Raw genomic sequence first — 11943 nt, 5'->3', positions numbered from 1 at the left:
TCCGAATTTCCGGCACCACCTCAGACCTTCGCGCCGCCACCCCACGGCGATCTGCCAAGCAAGCGGTTAGCGGTAACGCCGCCGTCTCCCATTCCAACGGAGCACGGGTGCTGCCTCGCGCGCTCACTACAAGCAACCACGAATCCCTCCTCACTCCTCGCGATATCCTGTTGCGGCTCAACATGAACAGCTCTGAGCCTGCAAAATGGATGCGACGTACCTTCGATAAATATGGCGTGCCCTACGTGCATGCATGCGGAAAGATGCGCGCAACAGAGGCACAATATCAGATGCTATTGGAAAAGATCACATGCTCTCCGTCCGTCGCCGTGGGAAGAACGGCATTTACTATATCCGAGGCTCAGTCGCGCTCGGCGACCGGCGGATCGACGTCAAAGAATTCAGTTCAGGCACGAGTAACGCAGATGCTGCGTCGCACCTGAGGGCAGACTATGAGACGAAGCTGCGCCATCAGCTGATGTTCGGCCCGGCAGCAGTCGTCGCGCAGGGCACCATGGCCGACGCCTTCGACAGCTATCTTTCGAAGGCAAAGCGGCCCTGCCATTCCGACATATTGCGCATCGGCAAGCTCAACGAACGAATCGGCGAATTGTCGCTGCGGGAACCCAAGCGTGCGTGGGAGCAGTTCCGACAGACCTATCTGGCCGACCATGCTCCTGCTGGCCAGGATCGCTATCGGGCCTTGTTTCAGGCGGCGGTCAACGCCCATCGCGAACTGCATGACCTGTCGCCGCTCAGGATCAAGGGCATCCCATTCGACAATGAGCGGGTCCGCTTCCTGGCGAAGGAAGACCGCGATCGGCTGATTGCGTCTTACGCACCGCACATCCAACCGATCATCACCATGCTGGCCTTCCACGGCCCGCGCATCCAGACCGCCTTGCAGATAGCCTGGGGCGTGAACGGCGTCGATATGGGACGGGGAACAATCCGGCTCAATCATACGAAAAACGCGGTGATCCAGTCTGTTCCAATGCATGCTCGCATCAGGCAGGAGCTGCTGCCGATCTGGGAAAAACGCGGATGGCCTGCAAAAGGCCATGTATTCCTCAACCGCTTCGGCAAGCCCTATCAGGACACCCGGCTTTCCCCCGCTCCTGGGGGCAACCCCCTGAAGAACCAGCACAAGACGGCCTGCAAGCGGGCGGGGATCGACGACTTCACCATCCATGACTGGCGCCACCATTGGGCATCGCATTGCGTGATGGCCGGCATCGACCTCATCACCATCATGCACATGGGTGGCTGGAAGTCGCTAAGGATGGTCCAGCGCTATGCAAGTGTGGGCACCGATCACATGCGGGCTTCGATCGACAGGCTGAACTGACGCGGGAACTAGTTGCCTAAAGGAATGGGCGGATCGCATAGGAACCACCTGGTGAGGAAATTTTCCGCTGATCTCAGTAGCGCTTGATCTGGCAACGGGGATCGAACTCGTGCCACCGGCTTAGAAGGCTAGCGTCAATTCGGATTCCGCCTTTTCTAGCCCGTGCGCCCATCAAAATATAACGCGCTATAAAATAAAGATGGATCTTTGTACCTCGTTACCAAACGCTTACCGTAACGGATTTGCACCCTCTTTCACACCGACAGCGCAACAAAAGCCAACCTTTCCTGAGAAACCCGAACGGCCGCAACGTCGAAACATTAGATGCCTTACCCTCGGCCAGAACCGCAGGGAGTTTCGAATGGGCACGGATCACGCGTTGATCGCGCTTGCCGCAGCTGCGCCGAGTGGAGGCAGCTGGCGGAATCCGGTTGCGCGACGGACGCTGCAGCAGACGCCGTTCAAGCCCCAGTAGAGATGTCTTTGCCCATCGCATCAATCATGAAACGCCAGACATTGGCAGCATCACCCTGAAACCCAAGAGCAGCCTCGTCTGGATTGACAAAGCGTATGACTTCCGCGCCTGCCTCCGCCATTTTCGGGCAGGGTTCATGAATCGCGGCCAGCACCGCACGGACTTGCGGCAAATAGCTTTGCCAGCGTGGCTTGCCTGCCAGATCATCATCCTCTGGCCGGCCATCAAGCCGACACAGGGCACGGGCTGCGCGTTCGATCAGCATCATGCCGAGAGGTTACGATCAGAAATTAGTTTGTAAACAGAATGATTGCCGGGATAGGTTTCAGTCAGTGATTGGCGAACGCCAGTATCATGCGAAGTCCGCAAAATCCATCGAAGGGGTGATTGATGGGGTTGCTTGCCAAGTTCGGGGATGCATTGGCGCCGCGTGGAAATATCGATGCCGCTGCCGGCGGCAGAATAGCCGGATGGGCTCTCGGCCGAAGTCCGGTGCGCGTGGAGGCATGGCTCGGCACGAACCGCCTTCTTTCCTGTGAACCATCGATCACCAGAGCCGACGTCGCGGCTGCTTTTCCTGACATCCCCGGCAGCAATTGCTGCGGTTTTGCGTTCGACCTGCCCTATCAGGAAATAGGGGATGATTTTCTGGGCGAACTACGCATCGTCGCCCGACCGACCAAGCCATGGCTTCCCAGCACCACTCTGGCGACCCTGCATCTGGCCGGGCCAGTGGCGACGTTCAGTCTGGCGTCGCCTCCCGATAGTGGCATAAGTGGCCCTTTCCCCCGCCGCGTGATCGATGCAGTATCCTTGCACTGGCCAGAGGATTGTGCAGATCTGCTGACAGCCGCCGGACAAAGGCAGTTCGTCGACCGCTTGCTCTGGATCATGGTGACGCCGGATCTTAATGCCATGCCGATCTTTGCCGACTATGCACGTTATCTGTCGGCCACGTTCGCGCATTGCCGTTTCGTCGAACGGCACTTTCCCCAGACCAACCGAACCGCAGCACCCGACTCGACCGACTTCCACTGCAAGCCCAATTCCATTCGGGAACTGTTCGCCATCATCCACCAGCTTTACGTACTGAAAAGCTGGGGCGTGGAAGGTGAGTTCGCCGAATTCGGATGCTTCAAGGGCTACAGTTCGGCCATGTTAAGCTATGCCTGTCGGCAACTCGGATTGAAGATGCACATCTTTGATTCCTTCGAAGGCCTGCCTCCCTCTCAAGGGGCTGGTTATGAAGCCGGGCAATATGCGGGCAGCCTGGCCGAAGTGCGCGACCATGTCTCGCGCTTCGGCGCCAGCGAGGTGGTCGAATTCCACAAGGGCTTCTTCGCCGACACCTTCCGCGATTGGCGCCCACCGCGGTTGATGTGCCTCTGGATGGATGTCGATCTGGAGGTATCGGCACGCGACCTGATGGTGGTGGCGGACCAACTGAGCCCCGAAGCGACACTCTTCAGCCACGAATGTACAGCAGCCATATTCCAGAACGGGTCAATCGTTACGTCTCCGTCGCCTGACAATCCCATCCCGCCAATGCTGGTGCGGCATGATGAGCTGGGTCGTCCACTCACGGGACGTTATATTGCGGGCTACACAGGCGCCTTCTGGCCGCGACAAGGCGGCATTCCAGTCATGGACACCGACGTGCTCATGCACTTGGTCCAAAAGCTCGCGTGATGCAGGCTGACACCGCTTGAAGCGGCAGCAGCCTGTCAGGCCTCCGATAATATCCCCCGCAGATAGCGGCCATAATCGGATTTGCCGAGCTTGCTGATGGCCTGCTCCATTTCCGCCACGCCAATGAAGCCCTGACGGAAAGCGATCTCCTCCGGGCTGGCGATCTTGAAGCCCTGCCGCTTTTCCAACACGCGGACGAACTCGGCCGCGTCCAGTAGGCTATCAGGCGTGCCGGTGTCGAGCCAAGCATAGCCGCGGCCCATGATCTCGACCGACAGTTCGCCACGCTCCAGATAGACGCGATTGACGTCGGTGATCTCCAGTTCGCCACGCGCCGAAGGCTCCAGATTGGCGGCAATATCCACCACCTGCTCATCATAGAAATAAAGCCCGGTGACCGCCCAGTTGGATTGCGGCCGTTCCGGCTTTTCCTCGATCGAAACCGCCTTCATCCCGTCATCGAAGCTGACGACGCCATAGCGTTCGGGATCGTTGACATGATAGGCAAAGACGCTTGCCCCGGCCTTGCGCGAAGCTGCGCTGGCCAGCAGTGCGGGCAAACCATGGCCATGGTAGATGTTATCGCCCAGGATCAGGGCTGACTGCTGTCCAGCGACGAAATCGGCGCCGATGATATAGGCCTGCGCCAGCCCATCGGGGCTGGGTTGCTCGGCATATTCGAAGCTCATCCCCCATTGCGATCCGTCGCCCAGCAAGGCCCGGAAGGCGGGCAGGTCGCGCGGGGTGGAGATGATCAGCACTTCGCGGATACCCGCTAGCATGAGCGTGCTGAGCGGATAATAGATCATTGGCTTGTCATAGACCGACATGAGCTGCTTGGAGGTCGCCAGCGTCATCGGATAGAGCCGGGTGCCGCTGCCGCCCGCAAGAATGATACCCTTCATTTGTCATCGTTCCTTTCGGGGCGGCTGTTCAATTTTCGCGGGTTGCAGGCGGGCGATCACGGTTTCCAGCGATCCTCGCCAATCGGGCAAAATCACGCCATGCACCTTCGCGATCAATCCACAATCGAGTCGCGAATTGGCGGGGCGGATGGCCGGGGTAGGATAATCCGCCGTCGTAATCCGCCGCACCCGCGCCGATGGTCCGCCCCGTGCTGCGGACGCGGCAAAGATCGCCTCGGCAAAGTCCGCCCAGCTCGCTTCACCGCTGGCAGTCATATGAAAAACGCCGCGCAACGTCGGGTTACCATCGGCTACCATATTGGTAGCTACCTTCAGGATAGACTCCGCTATATCTAGCGCGCTGGTAGGATTGCCGACCTGATCGGCGACGACGCCCAGCTCGTCCCGGTCACCGGCGAGGCGCAACATGGTCTTCACAAAATTGGCGCCAAAGGGGCTGTAGACCCATGCCACGCGCAGCACCGCGCTATCGTCGCCATGGGCGGCGAGCACAGCCTGCTCGCCCGCCAGCTTGGACGCGCCATAAACGCCGGTAGGCCCGGTCGGGTCGCTCTCCACATAGGGACGCTCCAACGTGCCGTCGAACACATAGTCGGTCGAAACATGGACCAGCGGCACGGCCAGCCTGTGGGCCGCCTGCGCTACCGCACCGGCACCGGTACCGTTGACCGCATGGGCAAGATCGCTCTCGCTCTCCGCCCTGTCGACCGCCGTATAGGCCGCAGCCGAAACAATCGCGTCAGGCGCCACAGCCTTCAGCGCCCGCATGACCGAAGCGGGGTCGGCCAAATCCAGCTCCGGCCGGCCCAGCGCGATCATCTGATGCCCGGCAGCCGTCCCGCGTTCGAGCAGGCTGGTGACGACCTGCCCCACCTTGCCCGTGACGGCAATCCTCATACAGCCACCCCGGGAGCGGGTACGGCATTCAACCCCAGCCTCTGACCATCATAACGGTCGCGCAACGGACGCCACCACCATTCATTGTCCAGATACCAGCGCACCGTCTTCTCAATGCCGCTGTCGAAATTCTCCTGCGCGAGCCAGCCTAGCTCGGTTTCGAGCCTGGTTGCATCGATAGCATAGCGCGCATCATGGCCGGGACGGTCGGTCACGAACTCGATCAGCCCTTCGCGGGGCGAGCCAGCAGGGACCAGCGCGTCCAGCACAGCGCAGATCCGGCGCACCACGTCGATATTCTTCCGTTCGTTACGGCCGCCGACATTATAAGTCTCACCGGGAACCCCGCGCTCGACGATCAGGTCGAGCGCGCGGGCATGATCGTCGACATAGAGCCAGTCGCGCACATTCTCGCCGTTGCCATAGACAGGTAGTGGACGCCCCGCGAGCGCGTTCAGGATGGTGAGTGGGATCAGCTTTTCCGGGAAATGATAAGGCCCGTAATTGTTCGAGCAGTTCGACACGACCACGGGCAATCCATAGGTGCGGGCCCAAGCCTTGGCGAGATGGTCCGACGCGGCCTTCGACGCCGAATAGGGCGAACTCGGATCATAGGGGGTGGTTTCCTCGAACAGCCCCTCATCGCCCAGCGACCCGTAAACCTCGTCGGTCGAGACATGGAGGAAGCGGAAGGCGTCCTTCGTCGTGCCTTCAAGCCCATTCCAATAGGCCCGTGCCGCTTCCAGCAGGGTGAAGCTGCCGACCACATTGGTCTGGATGAAGTCGGCAGCCCCAGTGATCGAGCGATCGACATGACTTTCCGCCGCCAGATGCATGATGCGGTCGGGCTGGAAGCCGGCGATCGCCTCACGCATGGCGGCGCGATCGCAGATATCGGCCTTGAGGAAACGGTGATTGGCCTTGCCCTCCACCGCCTTCAGAGAGGCTTCGCACCCGGCATAGGTCAGAGCGTCGATGGTCAGGACCTCATAGCCCTTTTCCAGCACCAGGTAACGGACGAGGGCCGAACCGATGAAGCCGGCGCCGCCGGTGACGATCACGCGCATAGTATCATTCGCTCCAGGTGAAATAGGCGGGAAGCTCGGCAAGCAGAGGCTGCTTGCAGTCTTTTGCGGACAGGGTCTCTGGGTCGCCAACATCCGGCCAGCTTATACCGATGGCCGGATCGTCCCAAGCTACGCCTTTGTCACATTCAGCGCTATAATAGGCGGTCACTTTATAGCAGATGACCGTGCTAGGCTCGAGCGAGCAGAAGCCGTGGGCGAAGCCCGGCGGCACCCAGAGTTGCTTGCCGTTTTCAGGCGTCAGCGTCTCACCGACCCACTGGCCATAGGTAGGCGATCCCTGCCGAATGTCGACTGCGACATCGAACAGTGCGCCGGCAGTGCAGCGCACCAACTTCCCCTGGGCATGCGGCTCGCTTTGGAAATGCAGGCCGCGGATAGTGCCCGCCTTAGCGCTCATAGACTCATTGTCCTGCACGAAGATCTGTTTGCTACACTGCGCGGCGAAAAGGTCGGCTCGAAACGTCTCTGCGAAATATCCCCGTTCATCGCCGATATGGCGGGGGACCAAAAGTTTCACGCCGGGAACTTCAAACGACTGAATTTGCATCTTCTGCCTTTTTAGGAAAACGCTCAGCACCGAGTTTTCCGGAAGAAGGCCCGAAACAGGCCTCAGTTCTGAATCGTGCGCACTGCCGCGGTAACCGTCAGAATCGGCGAGAACAGCTGGCTGATCAACTGGATCACCTTGCTGGGCTGATTAGCTGCCGCAGTGCCGAAATACAGCACATCCTTATCCTGCATGGCAAATCGCTGGGCCAGGAAGTAGGATCCGGCCTTCATCATGTTGAGGTGATAGACCACCGGCACCTCGTTGCCCTGTGGATCACGGTGGTAACGGAACAGGAAGATCGCGGCGGGATCACCGATACTCGGGTGGGCTCCTCCCGCATTGGCGATCGCTTCAGCCAGTGAAACCGACGAACGGCTAAACGGTAGTTGGTCCACTTTGCCAGATGCGCCCAAAACCGAATAGGTCCGGGGATCGCTAATCACCATGAGGCGGTCTCCGGGATAGGCGCGCACATCGAATTTGGAATTGCCAATCAGGTCGTTAACGCGGAAATCAACGCTCTTGCCGTTACGAACAACACGCAATGTCAAGTCCTTGGCATTCCCGCGATATCCGCCAGCCAAGGCAATCACGTCAGACAGCGTTTCCCGGTTCGTCTGCAACACCAACCTCCCCGGATTCCCCACTTCCCCTCCGACAATGATCGAATTGGTGATGGCTTGGCTCAGCGTAACAAGAACCTGCGGATTCTGCGACATCTGCTCCAGCGAATGCCGGATCATCGCTTCAACCTCGCCTGTCGTGATTCCCGCCACATGAAGCGTTCCCGCGTATGGGACGGTGATGTCACCCAGATCATCGACCCGAGTCGGTGGCAGCTTCTGAACCTGAACTCCCGGATTGGCCGTTACCGCACTACCAGTCTGCGCAGAAAACAGAGAAACGCCGGCCTCATAGATATTGATGTCCAAAATGTCGCCGGGACCGATCATGTCTGTCGGCGGCGGCGTCAACTCCGGCAGCAAGGCCGCGGGCAAAGCTTCTGCCGCGTTTGGTACATCCGCGATAGTATCGACTTGGACAACCTGGATTGCGCCCCCCTCTTTGGGCGCAATAGCCGATTTCTCAATTTGCCTGCCCGTCGGACCGGTGGAGGGGAGCGTGGCGCAACCCGCTAGGCCTGCGAGCAGGGCTAAATAAATGGAATTTCTGGCTTGCATCGCTAACGATCTCGGAGGTTTGACAGCATCAATCGCTGCACGCCTTAGCACTCGGATTTAACGATGGACAATAGCTGCGCTGCCAAATTGCATTCACATATGGCTGCTTAGCCTTGCGCACTCTCGCATGTTGTCCTAGCGCAAGGCGGCTAGATACCATTAGGCGTTACAGAGATTATGAACGTAAATCCCTCGTTTCCCATCGAGGCCGAAACGCCGGTCCGCCGATCCGCATTTCTGGAATGGGTGAAGAAGCGGCGCTGGTTCGTCATTTTCGTCATCGCGCCGACCGTCCTTGCTGCGATTTATTACGGCTTGATCGCATCGGACATCTATATTTCCGAATCACGCTTCGTCATCAAAAACCCAGACCAGAAGCGGGGACAGGTTTCGACGTTAGCTAACCTGGTACAGACAACCGGACTGTCAGGCAGCCAGGAACAGACGAACGAGGTGCTCGCCTTCGTCCAGTCGCGGGCGGCGCTCACGTCATTGGAGAAGAACGCAGGCATCCAGGCCAAATTCGCATCGGGACAGGCCGATCCTTTTGCTCGCTTTCCGGGTCCGTTAGCCAAGGACAGCTTTGAAAACCTGTTCAAATATTACAAAAAGATGGTCAGTGCGCGGTTAGATAGTGAAACTGGAACCGCAATCATCGAGGTCAGGGCATTCACCGCCCAAGATGCCTATGACATCAACAGACGGCTCCTAAATCTGAGCGAAGAGATGGTCAACCGGCTCAACAGTCGGGCACAGGCCAAGGGCATTGCCGAGGCCCAGAAGCAGGTAGATCTTGCCACGGAGAGGGCAAAGGCAGCCCGGGTGGCGTTGGCTCAATACCGCAATGCCAAGGCGCTAATCGACCCGGACAAGCAGGCTGGTGGAGCGCTTGAGATCGCTAACACGATGATTGCCGAGCGGGCCGCTCTTCAGGCACAGCTTGACCAGATGCAGAAGGTCACTCCCCGCAATCCGTCCATTCCCGCACTAAGGAACCAGGTCAACGCGATATCCGCCCAGATCGCCTCCCAGGACAGCCGTGTGGTCGGGACGAGCAATGGCATTGCCTCAAAGATCGGTGGCTATGAAAATCTGCTCGTAGAGCAGGAATTCGCCACTGAGAGCCTGAATGCCGCCAATGCGGCGCTTGTACAGGCCCGCGCCGAAGCTCAACGCCAGCAATTCTACCTCGAACGCGTGGTCGATCCCAATTTGCCCGATATGCCGCTTCTGCCGAAGCGTCTCATTGATATTCTTGTCGTCGCCGCTGCCGCCCTCTTCCTCTACTTCATTGCATGGATGTTCGTTGTCGGCATTCTCGAACACGCGCCGGAAGATTGACGATGGCGAGCACCGGCTTGAGCAGATTGCGTAAAGGATGGGCAATCCAGATCCGAGTGATCCACGCGCTCATGATCCGTGAACTGACGACGCGGTTTGGCCGAGAAAATATTGGTTTCCTATGGATTATGGCCGAGCCCCTCCTCTTTGCGGGGCTTGTCGCCATTGTCTGGCGGCTGATGAAGGGAACAAGCGAGCATGGCATTGGCATGGCTGCCTTTGCCGTATCAGGCTATATCCCGATAACTCTTTTCCGTCACGGCGTTTCGCGCAGTGTTGCTGCCTTCACCGCCAATGGCAGCCTGCTCTACCATCGCCAGATCAAGATCCTGGATTTCATTATTGCAAGATTTATAATAGAAGTTTTGGGTGGAATGATGGCCTATATCTTTATAGCATCCATTCTAATATTTTTTAAAGAATTCCCTATCCCGGATGATATCGGCTTATTTATTGCGGGATGGTCTATCTATTGCCTTTTCACTTTCTCCCTTTGTCTGATTATTGCACCCTTGTCTGAAATGTCGGAAGCGATGGAAAAATTTGTTCCAGTGACGACCTATATCATGCTGCCCTTTTCAGGCCTGTTCCTCATGGCGTCATGGCTAACGCCCAAAGTACGGGAATATATGCTGCTATCGCCATTTGTGAACGCTATGGAAATGATGCGCAAAGGCATATGGGGTGATCAGATTACGGCCTATTACGATCCCTGGAATCCCATTGTTTGTTCCATCGTGGCCGCCGCTATCGGCCTTGTGTTATGCCGCCGAGTTCGCAGGACACTCTCCATCCAATGATAATCTGCCGTAACATCTGCAAAACCTATAAGCATGGTTCCAATCGCAAGCAGGTCCTAAACAACATCAACCTGGTCGTCGAACGGGGTGATCGCGTTGCGTTGCTGGGCCGCAACGGAGCCGGCAAGAGCACTCTCATCAAGCTTATCGGCGGCGTGGAAATGCCCACGTCCGGCAAGGTCGTTCGCAACATGGCGGTATCATGGCCCCTTGGTTTTGCCGGGGGCTTTCAGGGCAGCCTGACCGGATATGACAATGCCCGGTTTATCGCACGTATCTACCAGCGGGATTATTCGGAAATTCGGGATTTCGTGGAGGACTTTACCGAATTGGGCAAGCAATTGAAAACTCCGGTGAAGACTTATTCGTCAGGCATGCGCGCCCGCCTGGCCTTTGCGCTGTCGTTGGCGATCGAATTTGACTGCTACCTGATCGACGAAATCATCCTGGTCGGAGATCAGAATTTCAACCGCAAATGCCACTATGAGCTTTTCGAAAAGCGCCGCGACCGTACCATGATCCTCGCTTCCCACAGCCCCCACGTGATACGCCAACTCTGCAACAGAGCTGTCATAATTCACAATGGTGAGGCGTCGGAATATAACGACGTCAACCTCGCCGTGGAGAAATATACCAATCTCTAAACGAAGGGATGGTGCTCTTGGCACGCCAGCACTTCAAATTGCAGTCACCGCGACTCCATAATGCGTTTCACCCTGCCGAGCCATGACATCGTCCAGCAGTAACGCCATGGACAAGACTTCGCTTTCGTCGCCGATATTCGCAAGAATATCGTTCAGACCAGGATGGTAGATCGCGCCTCCTGTCGGAATGATCCGAATGTCAGGAAAAACGACCTTGAGCGCGGGGATCGTCCTTGCGCTGTCCGCAGCCTCCGAAGGATCGACACTCATCAGCTTTTCCGCCGAAGGACGAGTGATCCTGGCTGGCGCGCCCCTCAGATGTGCGGGATCCAGACCTTCGCGAAAGCGTGAAGCAATGTCGAGCGAATAATCAGACCATTGGAACCGCGAGGCACCGACATAATCGTCCATAGCAAAGACTCCTTTAGGAGCAAGCCGGCTACGGCTCCATGAAACAGCAGCGGGAACGTCCATCATGTGATGAAGGGCATTGTTCCAGTAAACGAGGTCGAACTGTTCACGGCACGCCTCAAAAGCATCGGCGGAAACAAAGTGCATTCTGTCTCCGATGCCGCGCGACCTTGCGAATTCCTGCCCCTGACGTACGCGCTCGGCACTGATCTCGTATAGGAAGAAATTCTGGACCATCCCACTCAGTACAAGAGCGGCTTCCTTGTAACCCGCACCACAGCCAACTGATACTGCTCGCCGATATCCATCCGGGCGCCACTGTTTCAGCAGGGCATGGAAACCAGCGCTTGGCCCCTCCAGCGGTTGGCCGCAAACTACTTTGTTAATGTGGCGCAGGATGGTCCTGCTTTCCCACCAACGAGTGCGCGAGGCGCGCGCGTCAGGCGTTTGCCGATCCCAATGCATGGCCACGATGGCCGCGTCTCCCATAGCATTCTCAGACAGCGTAACCATAAATTATGGCCTATCAATAGCGTGCCGAACCATGGCATTTCGAAGTCAAACGTCAGTTACCAACTTTCCGATATATTAGT

At 57.7% G+C, this 11943-nt stretch carries 12 protein-coding genes; 5 read left to right on the top strand and 7 right to left on the bottom strand.

Features of this window, described 5'->3' with window-relative positions; genetic code table 11:
* Nucleotides 1-310: 310 nt before the first annotated feature.
* Entirely contained in the window at nucleotides 311-1348 is a 1038-nt protein-coding gene (locus tag F7P65_RS20855) for a tyrosine-type recombinase/integrase (protein ID WP_150295315.1), read from the top strand.
* 461 nt (nucleotides 1349-1809) lie between these two features.
* Here the strand turns inward: F7P65_RS20855 and F7P65_RS20850 are convergent, their stop codons facing one another.
* The gene (locus F7P65_RS20850; RefSeq protein ID WP_240334425.1) at nucleotides 1810-2091 is read right to left on the bottom strand and encodes a hypothetical protein; all 282 of its coding nucleotides are present in this window, start codon (nucleotides 2089-2091) and stop codon (nucleotides 1810-1812) included.
* Between the two features lie 122 nt (nucleotides 2092-2213).
* Between F7P65_RS20850 and F7P65_RS20845 the strand changes: the two genes are divergently transcribed.
* Nucleotides 2214-3512 (top strand): class I SAM-dependent methyltransferase, encoded by a 1299-nt coding sequence (locus tag F7P65_RS20845; protein ID WP_150295313.1) that lies wholly within the window; start codon nucleotides 2214-2216, stop codon nucleotides 3510-3512.
* A 35-nt stretch (nucleotides 3513-3547) separates the two neighbouring features.
* Here the strand turns inward: F7P65_RS20845 and rfbA are convergent, their stop codons facing one another.
* The 5 genes from rfbA to F7P65_RS20820 all read right to left on the bottom strand — a co-directional run bounded on the left by rfbA (nucleotide 3548) and on the right by F7P65_RS20820 (nucleotide 8154).
* Nucleotides 3548-4417, bottom strand: a complete 870-nt coding sequence (gene rfbA, locus F7P65_RS20840) for a glucose-1-phosphate thymidylyltransferase RfbA (RefSeq protein ID WP_150295311.1) — start codon at nucleotides 4415-4417, stop codon at nucleotides 3548-3550.
* Between the two features lie 3 nt (nucleotides 4418-4420).
* Nucleotides 4421-5335, bottom strand: coding sequence for a dTDP-4-dehydrorhamnose reductase (gene rfbD / locus F7P65_RS20835; protein WP_150295309.1), 915 nt, complete (start codon nucleotides 5333-5335; stop codon nucleotides 4421-4423).
* On the bottom strand, nucleotides 5332-6402 hold the full coding sequence (rfbB, locus tag F7P65_RS20830; RefSeq protein WP_150295307.1) for a dTDP-glucose 4,6-dehydratase: 1071 nt from the start codon (nucleotides 6400-6402) through the stop codon (nucleotides 5332-5334). Before rfbB ends, rfbD begins: the two co-directional genes overlap by 4 nt.
* 4 nt (nucleotides 6403-6406) lie before the next feature.
* The gene (gene rfbC / locus F7P65_RS20825) at nucleotides 6407-6970 is read right to left on the bottom strand and encodes a dTDP-4-dehydrorhamnose 3,5-epimerase (protein ID WP_150295321.1); all 564 of its coding nucleotides are present in this window, start codon (nucleotides 6968-6970) and stop codon (nucleotides 6407-6409) included.
* Between the two features lie 62 nt (nucleotides 6971-7032).
* Nucleotides 7033-8154, bottom strand: a complete 1122-nt coding sequence (locus F7P65_RS20820; RefSeq protein ID WP_150295305.1) for a polysaccharide biosynthesis/export family protein — start codon at nucleotides 8152-8154, stop codon at nucleotides 7033-7035.
* Between the two features lie 177 nt (nucleotides 8155-8331).
* Between F7P65_RS20820 and F7P65_RS20815 the strand changes: the two genes are divergently transcribed.
* Genes F7P65_RS20815 through F7P65_RS20805 form a run of 3 tightly spaced genes read left to right on the top strand, consistent with a single transcriptional unit; the run spans nucleotide 8332 to nucleotide 10939 of the window.
* The gene (locus F7P65_RS20815; RefSeq protein WP_150295303.1) at nucleotides 8332-9495 is read left to right on the top strand and encodes a KpsE/RkpR family capsule polysaccharide export protein; all 1164 of its coding nucleotides are present in this window, start codon (nucleotides 8332-8334) and stop codon (nucleotides 9493-9495) included.
* Between the two features lie 2 nt (nucleotides 9496-9497).
* The gene (locus tag F7P65_RS20810) at nucleotides 9498-10295 is read left to right on the top strand and encodes an ABC transporter permease (RefSeq protein ID WP_150295301.1); all 798 of its coding nucleotides are present in this window, start codon (nucleotides 9498-9500) and stop codon (nucleotides 10293-10295) included.
* Complete coding sequence (locus F7P65_RS20805) at nucleotides 10292-10939, top strand: ABC transporter ATP-binding protein (protein WP_150295319.1); 648 nt, start codon at nucleotides 10292-10294, stop codon at nucleotides 10937-10939. The genes F7P65_RS20810 and F7P65_RS20805 overlap by 4 nt, the downstream gene beginning before the upstream one ends.
* Before the next feature lie 33 nt (nucleotides 10940-10972).
* On the opposite strand, the gene F7P65_RS20800 is transcribed toward F7P65_RS20805, so the two are convergent.
* Complete coding sequence (locus F7P65_RS20800; protein WP_150295300.1) at nucleotides 10973-11863, bottom strand: class I SAM-dependent methyltransferase; 891 nt, start codon at nucleotides 11861-11863, stop codon at nucleotides 10973-10975.
* Nucleotides 11864-11943: the final 80 nt, after the last annotated feature.

This window comes from Sphingobium estronivorans, assembly GCF_008692605.1.
GTDB classification, from domain to species: Bacteria; Pseudomonadota; Alphaproteobacteria; order Sphingomonadales; family Sphingomonadaceae; genus Sphingobium; species Sphingobium estronivorans.
The sequence above is the reverse complement of the archived record's forward strand: the minus strand, read 5'-3'. Positions and strand labels throughout refer to the sequence as shown.

Bases quoted from the DNA above. Each gene is read 5' to 3' on its own strand.
- F7P65_RS20855 (WP_150295315.1), top strand. From the start codon at position 311: ATGCTCTCCGTCCGTCGCCGTGGGAAGAACGGCATTTACTATATCCGA.
- F7P65_RS20850 (WP_240334425.1), bottom strand. From the start codon at position 2,091: ATGATGCTGATCGAACGCGCAGCCCGTGCCCTGTGTCGGCTTGATGGC.
- F7P65_RS20845 (WP_150295313.1), top strand. From the start codon at position 2,214: ATGGGGTTGCTTGCCAAGTTCGGGGATGCATTGGCGCCGCGTGGAAAT.
- rfbA (WP_150295311.1), bottom strand. From the start codon at position 4,417: ATGAAGGGTATCATTCTTGCGGGCGGCAGCGGCACCCGGCTCTATCCG.
- rfbD (WP_150295309.1), bottom strand. From the start codon at position 5,335: ATGAGGATTGCCGTCACGGGCAAGGTGGGGCAGGTCGTCACCAGCCTG.
- rfbB (WP_150295307.1), bottom strand. From the start codon at position 6,402: ATGCGCGTGATCGTCACCGGCGGCGCCGGCTTCATCGGTTCGGCCCTC.
- rfbC (WP_150295321.1), bottom strand. From the start codon at position 6,970: ATGCAAATTCAGTCGTTTGAAGTTCCCGGCGTGAAACTTTTGGTCCCC.
- F7P65_RS20820 (WP_150295305.1), bottom strand. From the start codon at position 8,154: ATGCAAGCCAGAAATTCCATTTATTTAGCCCTGCTCGCAGGCCTAGCG.
- F7P65_RS20815 (WP_150295303.1), top strand. From the start codon at position 8,332: ATGAACGTAAATCCCTCGTTTCCCATCGAGGCCGAAACGCCGGTCCGC.
- F7P65_RS20810 (WP_150295301.1), top strand. From the start codon at position 9,498: ATGGCGAGCACCGGCTTGAGCAGATTGCGTAAAGGATGGGCAATCCAG.
- F7P65_RS20805 (WP_150295319.1), top strand. From the start codon at position 10,292: ATGATAATCTGCCGTAACATCTGCAAAACCTATAAGCATGGTTCCAAT.
- F7P65_RS20800 (WP_150295300.1), bottom strand. From the start codon at position 11,863: ATGGTTACGCTGTCTGAGAATGCTATGGGAGACGCGGCCATCGTGGCC.